The organism is Longimicrobium sp. (assembly GCA_036389795.1).
Taxonomy (GTDB): Bacteria; Gemmatimonadota; Gemmatimonadetes; order Longimicrobiales; family Longimicrobiaceae; genus Longimicrobium.
This window is the reverse complement of sequence record DASVWD010000141.1, coordinates 20,901-35,080: the sequence shown is the minus strand read 5'-3', so window position 1 is coordinate 35,080 and position 14,180 is coordinate 20,901. Positions and strand designations below refer to the sequence as shown.

General features: G+C 75.3%; 7 protein-coding genes. 4 read left to right on the top strand and 3 right to left on the bottom strand.

Features of this window, described 5'->3' with window-relative positions; translation table 11 throughout:
• The first annotated feature begins 103 nt into the window (after positions 1–103).
• Both VF746_19350 and VF746_19345 read left to right on the top strand, forming a co-directional pair.
• The gene (locus VF746_19350; GenBank protein HEX8694589.1) at positions 104–1,246 is read left to right on the top strand and encodes an FAD-dependent monooxygenase; all 1,143 of its coding nucleotides are present in this window, start codon (positions 104–106) and stop codon (positions 1,244–1,246) included.
• Positions 1,247–1,719: 473 nt separating this feature from the next.
• A complete protein-coding gene (locus VF746_19345) occupies positions 1,720–2,229 on the top strand; it encodes a tetratricopeptide repeat protein (GenBank protein HEX8694588.1) in 510 nt (169 codons plus the stop codon).
• Positions 2,230–2,309: 80 nt separating this feature from the next.
• Here the strand turns inward: VF746_19345 and VF746_19340 are convergent, their stop codons facing one another.
• From VF746_19340 to VF746_19330, 3 genes are all read right to left on the bottom strand, one after another.
• Positions 2,310–2,522, bottom strand: a complete 213-nt coding sequence (locus VF746_19340) for a cold shock domain-containing protein (GenBank protein ID HEX8694587.1) — start codon at positions 2,520–2,522, stop codon at positions 2,310–2,312.
• 577 nt (positions 2,523–3,099) lie between these two features.
• A complete protein-coding gene (locus tag VF746_19335; GenBank protein HEX8694586.1) occupies positions 3,100–3,849 on the bottom strand; it encodes a sensor histidine kinase in 750 nt (249 codons plus the stop codon).
• Between the two features lie 124 nt (positions 3,850–3,973).
• A complete protein-coding gene (locus VF746_19330) occupies positions 3,974–5,599 on the bottom strand; it encodes a methyl-accepting chemotaxis protein (protein HEX8694585.1) in 1,626 nt (541 codons plus the stop codon).
• A 401-nt stretch (positions 5,600–6,000) separates the two neighbouring features.
• Here VF746_19330 and VF746_19325 point away from each other — a divergent pair, with 401 nt between their 5' ends.
• The gene (locus VF746_19325) at positions 6,001–11,718 is read left to right on the top strand and encodes an MG2 domain-containing protein (protein HEX8694584.1); all 5,718 of its coding nucleotides are present in this window, start codon (positions 6,001–6,003) and stop codon (positions 11,716–11,718) included.
• Positions 11,715–13,955 (top strand): penicillin-binding protein 1C, encoded by a 2,241-nt coding sequence (pbpC, locus tag VF746_19320; GenBank protein ID HEX8694583.1) that lies wholly within the window; start codon positions 11,715–11,717, stop codon positions 13,953–13,955. The genes VF746_19325 and pbpC overlap by 4 nt, the downstream gene beginning before the upstream one ends.
• Positions 13,956–14,180: the final 225 nt, after the last annotated feature.

Genomic DNA, 14,180 nt, shown 5'->3' with positions numbered 1-14,180 from the left:
TAGTGTTTTAGTGCTTAGTCCTTAGTTGAGACACCTGAGCACTAAGGACTAAGCACTAAGGACTAAAACACTTGCAGTTCGACTTTCGCACTCTCGCACTCCCATGAGCGATAAACCACCCCCGATCATCATCGTCGGCGCCGGAATCGGCGGCCTCTCCGCGGCCATCGCGCTGCGGCGGGCGGGGTTCGAGGCCGAGGTGTTCGAGCGCGCGCCCGAGCTGCGCGAGGTGGGCGCCGGGATCAGCGTGTGGCCGAACGCCTCGCGCCTGCTGCGGCGCTGGGGCGTGCTGGACGGCGTGGTGCGCCGCGGCTTCGTCTTCACCCGCGGCGAGATGAAGAGCTGGCGCGGCAAAGTGCTGCACCGCATGCGCTTCCACGCCGGCGCCGCGCCGCACGTGCTCGTGCACCGCGCCGACCTGCACGCCGCCCTCGCCGAGGCGCTCCCGCCCTGGGCCGTCCACACCGGCGCCGAGTTCGAGCGCTACGAGGAGACCGCGGACGGCGTGCGCGCCTGGCTCGGCGGGCTGGGCGCGGCGGACGGGCAGGCGCTGGTCGGCGCGGACGGGCTCCGCTCGGCGGTGCGGCGCCAGGTGCTCGGCGACGGGGCGCCCGTCTACCGCGGCTACCCCGTCTGGCGCGGCGTCGCGCGGCTGGAGGGCGCGGAGCGGGTGGACACGCTCACCGAGTCGCTCGGAGCCGGGCAGCGCTTCGGCGTGGTGCCGATCGGGGGCGGGTGCGTGGCGTGGTGGGCCACCGCCAACGAGCCGGAGGGGACCGACGACGGCCCAAGCCGCCGGGAGAAGCTGCTCGGCCTCTTCGGCGACTGGCACTGGCCGGTCCCGCAGCTCCTGGCCGCCACCCCCGAGGACGAGATCCTGAAGAACGACACGTATGACCGCCCGCCGGTGCGCGGCTGGGGGCGCGGCCGCGTGACGCTGCTGGGCGACGCCGCGCACCCCACCACGCCCAACTTCGGGCAGGGCGGCTGCATGGCCATCGAAGACGCGGCGGTGCTGGCCGCCTGCCTGGCCGCGCGGCCGGACGACCTCCCGGCGGCGCTGCGCCGGTTCGAGCGGAGGCGCTACGGCCGCACCACGGCCGTCACCCGCCGGTCGCTCCTGTACGGCCGCATCGGCCAGTGGTCGAGCCCGCTCGCCGTGCGCCTGCGCGACGCCGCCTTCCGCCTGACGCCCACGCTGGCGAGCGACCTCACCCTGCGCCGGCTCTTCGCGTTCGACGGATGAGATCAGAGTAAAGCATCACACGTAGGAAACGGAGAACAACAGGTTTTCTCCGCTACCTCCGCTTCCTCCCGTGTGATACCGTCTCCCGGAATTCGCTGTGCATTGGGAAGCTGTCATTCCGAGTGGAGCCCGATGCGCTGGGCTCGCATTCGCCACCGAAGTCGGCCGGGCTCCCGAGGAATCTACCCGCGGCAGGCAAGAGGCCGGATCACTGCACAAAGCCAGCATCCGGACGGGGCGAGTAGATTCCTCGGGCGCCGCCCAGCTCAGGTGTGAAACCCGGATTGGTGCTGCGGCGCCGCTCGGAATGACATGGTTCGCGAGAGGACCGGATGTGGAATCCGGTCTCAGACAAATCGGCCGGGCCTGCGCAGGTTCTGGCCCGTTTCTCTCTCAGGCGCGGAACCGTGGCGCCCCTGCGGGGTTTACGCCGCGCCGCCTGACATCGCTCCACCGAACCGCTGGATCTCGCCGTGCGACTGAAGTACCTGCTCCTCGCCGTTCCCCTGCTGCTCGCGCCGGCCGCCTGCACGCCGCGCCGCCCGGTGGTCGTCGTTCCGCCGCCCCCGCCTCCGCCGCCCCCGGAGCCGGAGATCACGCCCGAGGAGGAGGCCGCCGCGAAGGTGGCCTCGGCCAGGCGGGCGTGGGAGCAGGGGACCGAGGCCGGGCGGCAGGGGCGGTTGAGCGACGCGGAGCGGCTGTACCGGCAGGCCACCGTGCTGCAGCCCGACACGCCCGTCTACCACATGGCGCTCGCCAGCGTGCTCCTCCAGCAGGAGCGCTGGAGCGAGGGCGCCGACGAGATGCTGGCCGGGATCCGCGCCGAGGAGGCGCTCCCCAACCCGAACCACCGCGTGCTGGCGGTGGACTACGAGCGCCTGATCCAGCTGCTGGACCGCCTGGGCCGCCTGGACGAGGCGCGCACCGCCCGCGAGCGCCAGCGCTTCCACCGCACCATGCGCGACGCCGCCCCGCCGCGGTGAAGGGCGGGGGGCGATCCTGGGCCCGAACGCACGAAAGGCCGCCCCGGGGGACGGCCTTTCGCGCTGAGGTGCAGGAGCGGTCAGGCGCCCATGCGCGTCACGTTCTCCGCCGCGGGGCCCTTGGGGCCCTCCACGATGTCGAACTCCACGGTCTCGCCCTCGGTGAGGGTCTTGAAACCTTCCTGCTTGATGGCCGAGAAGTGGACGAACAGGTCTCTGCCACCCTCGTGTTCAATGAAGCCGAAACCCTTGGCGTCGTTGAACCACTTCACTTTGCCAGTCGCGCGGGCCATCTCCTACTCCTGCATCTGCGGTTTGGATGAGCGCCGGTGCGGCAACTTCCGCACAACGACGTTGGTCGCGGGTCGCGCCGGTCATGGCGCGTTGGGGCGCCCACCCGCGGGGCGCAGAATCCTGTTCTCCTGGAATCGCCCTCAGCCGCCGGCGCGCGCGCTCCCGCCGCGCGGACGCACGAACGTCCGGGCCGGAAGCGGCACGGCCGGACGAAGGCGAACGGCGGAGATGTGAGATGAAGCCACGGCCCTAGCGGGGAGAAACCGAATCTGCGGAAGTACGATCCTGCCGACTTGCGCGGAGATCCTGAGGGGGAGGAGCGGACCGCTCCGGGAATGCCGACGGGAGAATGCCGTCTGAACCGCCCTTTTATAAGGCTTTAAATCTCGTATGTCAAGAATCTTGTCTCAGATTCGTCCCAAGCCGCCACTCTGTTCCCCGCCCGGCACGCGTTCGCCGGCGGCCCCGCGGCGCGCGCATCTCGTTGCGGGAGCAGAGGATCTGGGGAGGGCGGGAAACAAAAGATCCGGCCCGCCGCCGCGGCGGGCCGGATCGGCTTCATCCGTCGTCGAAGCGCTACCCCGCGGGCGTGGTGGCGGCCACGGGGAGGCGGATCTCGAAGCGGGCGCCGCCCAGCGCCTCGCCGGGGCGGTGGCGCACCCAGCCGCCCATCTGCTCCACCATCCACGCCACGCCGCTGAGTCCCAGCCCGCCCTCGGGGTCGCCCGTGTCGGCCATCGGCTCGAACAGCTCGGCGGCGCTCATGGGGTCGAGCCCCGCGCCGTCGTCCTCCACGTCGATGCAGAGCACGGCGGCCGCGTCCTCGTCCATCCGCCGCGGCTCCTCGAGAGAGACGTCGATCCACACCTCGCGCCGGCAGTAGTGCATGGCGTTGGCCAGCAGGTTCCACACGGAGCGGAAGAGGAACGAGGCGCGCCCGTGCACCTCCAGCGCCGGGTCCACGTGCGAGATCAGCCGCACCTCCACGGGCCGGGTGGCCGGGAGGAACCAGCGCACGGCGCGCTCCAGCACCGGGTACACCTGGAAGGTCACCTCGGGCGAGGTGGTGCGGCCGCGCAGCGCGTCGAGCACGTCGCGCAGCATGGCCCCGAGCTCGGTGCTGGTCTCCACCACGCGGTCCAGGTCGCCGCCGGGGGGGCGGCCGGCGCGCGCCTCGGCGGCGGCCAGGCGGGCGCGCATCTCCAGCGCGGCCATCCCCTCCGCCAGGTCGTGCAGCAGCTCGGCCGAGACCTGGCCGAACGCCTCCAGCCGCTCGCGCAGCTGGAACGGGGAAGCAGGGTCGTCGTAGGGGCGGAACCGGTCCATCGTGACCACCCGGTGACTCGAGGTGCCGCGCCGGGATGCCATGGGGAGGGCCCGGCGCGGGGGCGAGCGGAGCTCGCTTCGAAGTATAAAAGCCGATGCAAGGACGCCGCCAGTCGTCCGGCGGTCACTCCCCCGCCGGGGCCACCTGGAACCGGGCGGCCAGGGCGTCCAGCGTCGACGCCGTTCCGGCCGTGCGCAGGCTGGTCTCGGCGAGCTGCTCCATGGCCTCCTCCTGCGCCCGGCTCTCGGCCGCGGTCTCGCGCGAGCGTCCCTCCGACGCCTCGGCGATGGCCCGGATGCGCCCCACCCCGTCGCGGATCGCCTCCAGGGCGCCCGCCTGCCGCTCCACGTCGCGGCTGATCTGCTCGATGAAGCGCACGGTGCGCCCGAGCCCCTGCACGATGGAGCCGAGCGACTCGCGCCCCGACTCGGCCACGTCGCCCACCCCGCCGATCCGCTCGCTCCCGGCGGCGAGCCGCTCGCGCACCTCCGCCAGCGCGGCCGCCGTCTGGCCCACCACGCCCGAGACCTCGGCCGCCGAGGCCGCCGCCTGCGCCGCCAGCTCCCGCACCTCGCCGGCCACGATGGCGAAGCCGCGCCCCTGCTCGCCCGCGCGCGCGGCCTCGATCGCCGCGTTCAGCGCCAGCAGGTTGGTCTGCTCGGCGATGTCGCCGATCGTCGCCACGAAGCCGCTCACCCGCGTCCCGGCCGTCTCCAGCGCGCCCACGGCGGCCTCCAGCCGGCGGTAGTCCTCGCCGAGCTCCAGCAGCACCCCCGCCGCCCGCCCGATCCGCGCCGCGTGCGCCTCGGCCTCGCGGGCCAGCCCGCGCGCCGCCTCGCTGGAGCGCGCGGCCTCCTCGCGCAGGTGCTCGCCCTCGCGGCTCACCGTCTCCAGCGCCCGGCCGCTCGTCTCCACCAGGGCCAGCTGGTCGCGCGCCGCGCGGGCCGCCTCGCCGGTGCCGGCGCCGATGCGGCGGGCGGCCTCGCGCACCTCCTCGGCGGTGCCGGCCAGCTCGTCGGCCAGGCGGGCGAGCGACTGGGCGCGCTCCTGGATCTCGCGGACCGCCCGGCCGACGGTCTTCGACATGCTGTTCACCGAGACGGAGAGGAAGCCCAGGTCGTCCAGGTGCCGCTCGGGGAGGCGGGCGGTGAAGTCGCCCTGCTCGGCCCGGGCGAGCGCCTGCCGCACGCGGCGCAGGCGGCGCGTGTACGCCGCCGGGCCCGACATCGACAGCCACCCCGTCCCCAGCAGCACCAGCCACTCGATGAGAACGAGCCAGGGCGACGCGTCTTCGACACGGCCGAGCCCCAGCCAGCGGCCGAGCGGGTAGAAGAGGGCGGCGAGGGCGAGCTGCACCTGCGCCGCGCGCGGCATCCCCAGCGCGTATCCGCCCACGGCGAACACCAGGTAGGGGAGGACGAGGTAGCCGTGCGGCCCCAGCGCCCAGGCGAACCCGGCCATCACCACGGTGTCGAGGGCGACGATCCCCCAGAACTGCCAGGGGTGGAAGCGCCCGGCCCGCTCCAGCCGGTCGACCGCCAGGTTGCCGAGGAAGGTGGTGAGGCTGAGTCCCGCCGCCCACGCCCAGGTGACGGCGGTGGAGCCGGTGAGGCGCCCGAGGACCGCCAGGGCGACCGCCAGGAACACCAGCGCCCAGCGCATCACGATCGCCTGCCGGTGGCGCTCGCGCATCACGAGCACGCGCTCGCGCGCGAACAGCTCGCGAAGATCCGTCGTGCCGTCGTTCAAGGGTGTGGCGTGGCGAAGGGTACGGCGGGTGGGACGGCGGGCCGCGGGTGCGAGCGCAATGATGCCGGGCGGCGGCCGTAGTGTCAAGCAGAAACGGCGGTTGCGCCCAAAGCCGGTGGATAGCGCCGCACGGAGTCCCCAGGGGACCGGAACCACACAGCCTCACACGGAGTCAACGGAGTCAACGGAGGACCGAATGATTTTTCTCTGTTGACTCCGTGTGAGGCTCATGTTCAGCCGGATCCGGCGTGGGGCCTTCTCCCGATGCCGGGACGGAACTTTCAGCCTTGCCAACCCACTATCACCGCGCCGACATTCCTGTCGTGGCCGGCGCCGCGCCCCCGCGCGAGCACCCTCCCCCACTGCGCCGGCCTCCCACCACTCCACACGCGGACCCCGCCATGCACCGGGCTCCCTTCGCGCTGGTCGCGGTCGTCGGCCTCACGGGCTTCTTCGCCCTCCGCCAGGACACCCCGCAGCCGGGCGGGCCCGAGCTGGGCGTGCTGCGCACCGCGCCCGACGAGCCGGCCGAGCCGGACGCGGTGGTCTCCGTCACCTTCGACCGCCCGGTGGCCGGCGGGCTGGACGAGGCGGTCGACGCCCAAGCGCTCTTCCGCATCGAGCCGGCGGTGGCGGGGAAGGCCGAGTGGCGCGACCCGGTGACGCTGCGCTTCACCCCGGCGGCGCCGCTGCGCCCGGGCGCCACCTACCGCGTCAGCGTCGCGAACACCTTCCGGGCGATGGACGGCAGCCGCCTCCCCCGCCCGCTGCGCTTCTCGTTCCGGGTGGAGGAGGCGCGCGTCCTCACCGGCCACCCCGTGGGCCCGCACGGGACGAACCGCTTCCTGTCGCCCGCCCCCCGCTTCCGCGTCCTGCTGACGAGCCCCGCCGACCTGCGCGAGCTGGCCGCCCGCGCCCGCGTGGCCCTCGCCCCGGGGTGCGGGCCGGCCACCGTGGCGCTGCGGGGCGTGCGCCTGCGCGCGATCGGCGAGGGCGACCCCGAGTGGTTCCGCTTCCACGGCGCCCAAGGGAACGACCCCGCCCGCGACCTGCGCCGCGTGGCCGAGCTGGAGCCGGTGCGGCGGCTCCCCCCCGGGTGCGCGGCCGAGCTGGTGCTCCCGGCGCGGATGGACGATCCCGGCGGGGAGGCGCTCCGCTGGCCGTTCGCCACCTACGGCCCGCTCCGCGTGGTCCGCGCCGGGTGCCGGGAAGAGGGCGGCTGCCACTACGGGCCGGCCGAGGTCGTCTTTTCCACCCCCGTGCGCGGCGCCGACGTGCTGCGGCACGTGCGGCTGGACCCGGCGCGCCCCTTCACCGTGCGCGACACCGCCGAGGCCTCCGACCGCTGGGTGCTGGAGGGGCGCCTCGTCCCCCGCCGCGGCTACGCCGTCACCGTGGACCCCGCCCTGACGGACGTCTTCGGCCAGCGGCTGGCCACCAGCGCGCGCGTGGCGTTCACCACGCCGGGCGTCCCGCCCTCGGTGGTCTACCCCCACGGGAAGATGGTCGTGGAGCGGGAGGGCTTCCGCACGCTGGCGGTGCAGCACGTCAACGTCGACACCCTGGAGGTGGAGGTCGCCCCCGTCCCCGACTCGCTGGAGGCGCGCTTCCTGAGCCGCGGCTGGGGGAGCTGGAGCGAGACCTGGAAGCTGCTGGCCCCCACGGCCGAGCGGCGCCGGATCGCGGTCCGCAGCGAGCAGGACCGCAGCTCGGTGAGCGGCGTGCGCCTCCCGCTGGCCGACGCCCGCCGCTCGCCGCACGGGACGCTGCTGGCGGTGCGGGTCACGGGCCGCGGCGTGGACACCCTCGAGGTCGCCCGGCACCCGCTGGCGGTGGTGCAGGTGACCGACCTGGCCGTGCACGCCCGCGTGGGGGTGGACCAGGGGGTGGTGTGGGTCACCGGCGTGCGCGACGGCCGCCCGTGCGGCGGGGTGGAGGTGAGGCTGCACGACGCGAAAGGCGTGGTGCGCGCCGCGGCCCGCACCGACCGGCGGGGGATCGCCACGCTCACCGGCTTCCGCCCGCCCGCCGCGCGCGAGGGCGACGGAGACGGCTGCGACGACGGGTGCTCGTTCGAGGGGTACGTCTCGGCGCGGCGGGGCGCCGACCGCGCGGTGGTGGGGATCAACGACTACGACCCCGACCTCTCCCCGTACCAGTTCGGCATCTACGACGCCTGGGGCGAGGAGCGCGCGCCCGCCGCCGGGGCCGTCTTCACCGAGCGCGGGATCTACCGCCCCGGCGAGCCGGTGTACGTCAAGGCCATCGTCCGCCGCGGCCCGCTCGGCGCGCTGGAGCCCCCGGCGCGCGGGGATTCGCTCCGCTGGCGCTTCACCGGCCGCGAGGGCGAGGTGGTGCGCGACACCACCGTGGCGCTCAGCCGCTTCGGCACCGCCGACCAGAGCTTCCGCGTCCCCGCCGAGACGCCGCTCGGCCAGTACGGCGTGGAGATCCAGCTCCGGCGCGAGGGGCGCTGGCGGCCGCTCGGGCAGGCGTACTACCTGGTGGCCGAGTACCGCCCGCCGGAGTTCCTGGTGGAGGTGAGCACGGGCCGCGAGCCCCGCTTCGCCGGGGACCGACTCCGGGCGACCGTGGGCGGGCGCTACCTCTTCGGCGCGCCGATGGCCCGCGCCCCGGTGCGCTGGTCGGCCCGGCGCCAGGCGGTCTCGCCGTGGGAAATCGAGGTCCCCGGGACGGAAGGCTACCACCTGGGCGAGTCGGGGGAGTGGTGGGAGGAGGGCTACGGCGAGGTGGAGGTGGTGGCCGGCGGCGTCGACACCCTCGACGCGCGCGGCTACCGCGAGCTGCAGCTGCCGCTCACGCCGTCCGCCGACGGCCGCCCGGCGCGCCTGCTGCTGGAGGCCGAGGTGGTGGACGCCAACCGGCAGGCGGTGACGGGCTCGGTGGACGTGCTGGTGCACCCGGCCGACTTCTACATCGGCGCGAAGCCGGAGGGGGACGGCTGGTTCTGGACGGCGGGGACCCCCGTGCGGGTGGGGGTGATCACGGTGCGCCCCGACGGCCGCCCGGTCACCGGCGTCGACGTGCGGGGGGCGGTGGTCCGCCGCGAGTGGCACCGGGTGCGGCGCCAGCGGGGCGGCGAGTACGACGAGGTCGGCGAGTGGGTCTCCGACACCGTGGCCACCTGCCGGGTGGAGACGGGGGCGCAGCCGGCGCCGTGCGCCTTCACCCCGCGCGCGGGCGGCACGTACACCGTCTCCTTCACCGCGGTGGACCGGCGGGGGCGCCGGGCGTCGACCTCCTTCACCCGCTGGACCGTGGGCGGCGACTGGGTCCCCTGGAACGACGAGGGGAAGTTCAAGATGGACGTGGTCCCCGACCGCCAGCGCTACGCCGTGGGCGACACCGCCACCGTCCTCCTCGCCTCGCCCTTCACCGACGCCGAGGCCTGGGTGACGGTGGAGCGCGAGCGGGTGCTGGAGCAGCGGCGCATCCGCATCGCCTCCGGCACCCACACGCTGAAGATCCCGATCACCGAGGCGTTCGCCCCCAACGCGTTCGTCTCCGTGATCGTGGTGCGCGGGCGGAGCGCGGCCCCGGGGACGGTGGACGACCCGGGGCGCCCCACCATGCGCGTGGGCTACGCGGAGCTGCGCGTCACGCCCGAGGTCAAGCGCCTCGCGGTGGAGGTGCGCCCGCTCGCCGCGGAGTACCGCCCCGGCGACACCGCCCGGGTGCGCGTGCGGGTGCGCGACGCCGCGGGTCGGGGGCAGGCAAGCGAGGTGACGCTCTGGGCGGTGGACGAGGGGGTGCTCTCGCTCACCGGGTACGAGACGCCGGACCCGATCGACCTGGTCTACGCCCCCCGCGGGGTGGGGATGCGGCTGGCCAGCAACCTGGTGGCCGTGGCGCCGCAGGTGCCCGAGGGGCAGAAGGAGACGCGTAACCCGGGCGGGGGCGGCGGCCAGGACCTGCTGGGCGTGCTGCGCTCGCGCTTCCGCCCCACGGCGTTCTTCCTGGGCTCCGTCGAGACCGATCGGAACGGCGAGGCGGTCGCTGCGGCCGCGCTGCCCGACAACGTCACCACCTTCCGGGTGATGGCGGTGGCGGTGACCGCCGGCGACCGCTACGGGGCCGGCGAGTCGCCGCTCCTGGCCACGCGCCCGCTCCTGGCCCGCCCCGCGCTCCCCCGCTTCCTGCGCGAGGGCGACGACTTCTCGGCCGGGGTGGTGGTGAACCACCGCTTCGGCGCGGGGCTCGACGCGCGGGTGACGGCGTGGTCGCAGGGCGTCACCCTGCTGGACGCCGCGTCGCGGGGCCTGGCGCTCCCCGCCGGCCGGGGGGCGGAGGCGCGCTTCCACTTCCGCGCCCCCGCGGGCGACAGCGCCGTCTTCCGCTTCGGGGTGACGGGCGGCGGGGAGGCCGACGCGGTGGAGGTGCGCGTGCCCGTGCGCCCCGCAAACCGGCCGGTGGTGCACACCGTGGCCGGGGTGCTCCGCGACACCGCCACGGTCGAGTTCGTCCTCCCGGCCGAGATCGACCCCGCCCGCTCGCGGCTGGAGCTGGGATTCGGCACCTCGCCGCTGGCGCTGGTGCGGGAGTACCGGCGGCGGCTGGAGGTCTACCCGTACTGGTGCACCGAGCAGATCTCCAGCGGGGCGCTCCCCCTGATCGCCCTCTACCGCGCGCGGGAGGCCGGGCCGACGCTCGCGGCGAACGAGACCCGCGGGCAAATCGAGGGGGTGGTGCGCACCCTCTCGCGCCGGCAGCGCGCCGACGGCGGGATCGGGCTGTGGGACGAGGACGACTGGACCTCGCCCTGGCTGACCGCGTACGCCGGCCGGGTGCTGCTGGAGGCCCGCGCGGCCGGCGTGGCGGTGAGCGACTCCGTGCTGGACCGGATGGCCGCCTACCTGGAGCGCGCCCTGCGCGAGACTCAGCTGCTCCAGGCGGCGCTGGGCGCGCGCGACGGCCGGGTGGAGGCGGTGCTGGCGGAGCGGCTGCAGGCGGCCGACTTCCTGAGCCGCCTGGGGCGCCCCGACCTCCCGGCCGAGAACCTCCTCCTGGGCCAGGCCGCCCGCCTGGCGTGGGAAGACCGGGTGGCGCTGGCGGAGGTGCTGGCCCGCCGCGGCGAGCTGGGGCCGGCGCGGCGCCTCCTGGCCGCCGCCTGGGCGGGGGTGCAGGTGCGGGGCGCGCGCGCGGTGCTCCCCGAGGCCGCGTACCGGCGCGACTTCTACTTCCTCTCGCGCGTCCGCCCCGCCGCGCGGCTGCTGACCGCCACGCTGGCCGTGCAGCCCGGCCACCCGGGGGTGGGCCCGCTGGTGGAGACGCTGGTGCAGCAGGGGCGGGCCGAGGCGCGCCACCCCTGGACCACGCAGGACTACGGCTCCGCCGTGCTGGCGCTGCTGCGCTTCGAGGAGACCGTCCGCGGCGGGCAGGACCGCCTGGTGCGGCTCCGGCAGGGCGGCCGCGTGGTGGGCGAGGCGCGCGCCCGGCGCGGCGAGCGGCCCGACACGGCGCGCGCGCTCGGCGGGCTGCTGACCACGCGCGCGGACGGGCGCAGGGTGCTGCGGCTGGCGCTGGAGGCCCCGGGGCCCGGCGCCCCGGTCTACTACCACCTCTCGGTGCGCGAGGTGGTCTCGCGCCCGGTGTTCACCCCGCTCGACCAGGGGATCGCGGTGGAGCGCTGGTACGAGACGCTCGACACCCGCCGCCCGCTGACCGGCGTGGCCGAGGGGCAGGTGGTGCGCGTCCGGCTGCGCCTCACCGTGCGCGAGGAGCGGGAGATGGTGGTGCTGGACGACCCGCTCCCGGCGGGCCTCGAGGCGGTGGACCTGACGCTGCGCACGGTGAGCCCCTTCGCCGGCGAGTTCGGCGAGGGAGAGGAAGAAGAGGAGGCGCCCGTCCACGGGTGGTACTTCGGGAGGTGGGACTCGGGGCTCTGGTCGCCGTTCGACCACCAGGAGGTGCGCGACGACCGGGTGGTCTACTTCGCCCGCGTCCTCTGGCCGGGGACCTACCACGCCACCTACCTGGCCCGCGCCACCACCACGGGGCGCTTCGTGGCCGCGCCGGCGCACGCCGAGGAGATGTACAACCCCGGGGTGCACGGCCGCAGCGGCGGCGGCCCCTTCACCATCCGCCCCGTGGCGCCGTGAAGCCGCGCGCGCGCCGGATCACCCGGGCGGCCGCCGCGCTCCTGGCGTGCGCGGCGGCGGCGGCGCTCTGGGTGGCGCTTCCCCTCCCGGCGGGACTCGCCGCCCCGGCGCCGGTGCCCGGCCTGGTCGTCGAGGACCGCGCCGGGCTCCCCCTGCGCGCCACCCGCGCCGCCGACGGGAGCCGCGGCGGGTGGACGCCGCTGGCGGAGATGGACCCGCGGCTGGTGCAGGCGTTCCTGGCAGCCGAGGACCACCGCTTCTTCGCGCACCCGGGGGTCGACGCCCGGGCGGCGGCGCGCGCGCTGCGCGACAACCTGCGCGGCGGGCCGCGGGCCGGGGCCTCCACGCTCACCATGCAGACGGTGCGGCTGCTGCGCCCGCTGCCGCGCAGCTGGAGCGGCAAGCTGCGGCAGGCGCTCTGGGCGCTGCGGCTGGACGCGCACCTGGAGAAGCGCGCCATCCTGGAGCAGTACCTGAACCGCGTCCCCCTCGGCCAGGCCTCGGTGGGGGTCTCGGCGGCCGCCACGCTCTACTTCGGCGCCTCCGCGCGCGAGCTGGGGCTGGGGCAGGCGGCGCTCCTGGCGGGGATCGCCCGCGCCCCCTCGCGCGACAACCCGCTCGTCTCCCGCGAGCGCGCCCGGGCCCGCCGCGACGTGGTGCTGCGGCGGATGCAGGCGCTCGGCTACGCCACCGCCGAGGAGGTGGCGCGGGCGCGCGGGGAGCCCGTCCTCCCCGTGGACCGCCCGCCGCCCTTCCTGGCCCCGCATTTCACCACCCGCGTGCTGGGCTGGGCCGAGGCCGGAGGGCTGCCGCCGGAGGGGACGCTCAGGACCTCGCTCGACCTGGAGCTGCAGGCGCTCCTGGAGGCCGAGGTGCGCCACACCGTGCGGGTGCTGGCGGACCGCGGCGCGCGCCACGCCGCGGCCGTTGCGCTCGACAACGCCACGGGCGAGGTGCTGGCCTGGGTCGGCTCGCCCGACTTCGGCGAGGCGGGGGTGGGGCAGGTGGACATGGTGGTGTCGCCGCGGCAGCCGGGGTCCGCGCTCAAGCCCTTCCTCTACGCCCTGGCGTTCGACCGCGGCCACACGGCCGCCACCGTGCTCCCCGACCTCCCCCGCAGCTACGCCACCACGCTGGGGCCGTACCGGCCGCAGAACTACGACCGCCGCTTCCACGGCCCCGTGCGCGCGCGCGAGGCGCTGGCCAGCTCGTACAACGTCCCCGCCGTGGAGCTGGCCGACCGGCTGGGGGTGGAGTCGCTCCTGGCCGTGCTGCGCCGCGCCGGCTTCGCCTCGCTCTCGCGGGACGCCTCGGACTACGGGCTGGGGCTGGCGCTCGGGAGCGGCGACGTGACGCTCGTGGAGCTGGCCAACGCCTACCGCGCCCTGGCCCGCGGGGGTGAGTGGACCCCCTGGCGCTGGCGGGCGGCGGCCCCGGGCGAGCCGGCCCCGGCGCGGGAGCGGGTGGTGTCGGAGCGGGCGGCGGCGCTGGTCCTCGACATCCTGGCCGACGCCGACGCCCGCACCCCCGGCTTCGGGAGCGAGACGCCCTTCGACTTCCCCTTCCCGGCGGCGGCCAAGACGGGCACCAGCCGGCACTTCACCGACAACTGGGCGGTGGGGGTCACGCGGGGGTTCACGGTGGCGGTGTGGGTGGGCAACTTCACCGGGCGGCCGATGGAGGGGGTGAGCGGGGTCACCGGCGCGGGGCCGCTCCTCTACCGGGCGATGCTCGCCACGGCCAGCCGCCGCCCGCCCGGGGCGCTCCCCACCCCGGAAGAGGCGGGGCTCGTGCCCGTGCGCGTCTGCCGGCTCTCGGGGCTCCGGGCCACGCCGGGGTGCGCCTCGACGGTCGAGTGGTTCCTCCCCGGCACCGAGCCCTCGCGGGTGGACGACTGGGAGCGGGGTGGGCGGGTGGCGCTCCCCGAGGAGTACGCGGAGTGGGCGGCGGGCGAGCGGCGGCGCTGGAGCGAGGCGGCGTCGCTGGCCGGCGCGGAGCGCTTCCACATCCTGGCGCCGCGCGACGGCGACCGCTACGAGGTCCCCGTGGGCGTGGACCCCCGCTACGCGACGCTCGCCCTGCGCGCGGCGGGCGCGGGCGGTCCGGTCCGCTGGCTCGTCGACGGCCGCGAGGTGCGGGAGCCGCGCTGGCGGCTCGTCCCCGGCAAGCACACGGTGCGCGCGGAAACCGGGTCCGGCGCGTGGGACGAGGTCCGCATCGAGGTGGCGGGGAGGTAGAACGGCAACCCCGAAATGTCTCACGCAGAGCAGCAGAGTCAGCAGAGAACAACGAGTCCTCTGCTGACTCTGCTGCTCTGCGTGCCATTCTTTCAGGGCCTGGAAACCAGAACGAATATCAGCGAAACGGTAGATTCATACCATTTCCCCGAGCATCGTTCAGGATTCAAGTTCGAAGAAACTGCATGTTTCACGCAGAGGAAGCAGAGAACACATCGCTGCCGT

What these genes read in the sequence shown, in the direction of transcription:
- VF746_19340 (HEX8694587.1), bottom strand. Translation starts at nt 2,522, where the DNA reads ATGGCCCGCGCGACTGGCAAAGTGAAGTGGTTCAACGACGCCAAGGGT.
- VF746_19350 (HEX8694589.1), top strand. Translation starts at nt 104, where the DNA reads ATGAGCGATAAACCACCCCCGATCATCATCGTCGGCGCCGGAATCGGC.
- VF746_19335 (HEX8694586.1), bottom strand. Translation starts at nt 3,849, where the DNA reads ATGGACCGGTTCCGCCCCTACGACGACCCTGCTTCCCCGTTCCAGCTG.
- VF746_19325 (HEX8694584.1), top strand. Translation starts at nt 6,001, where the DNA reads ATGCACCGGGCTCCCTTCGCGCTGGTCGCGGTCGTCGGCCTCACGGGC.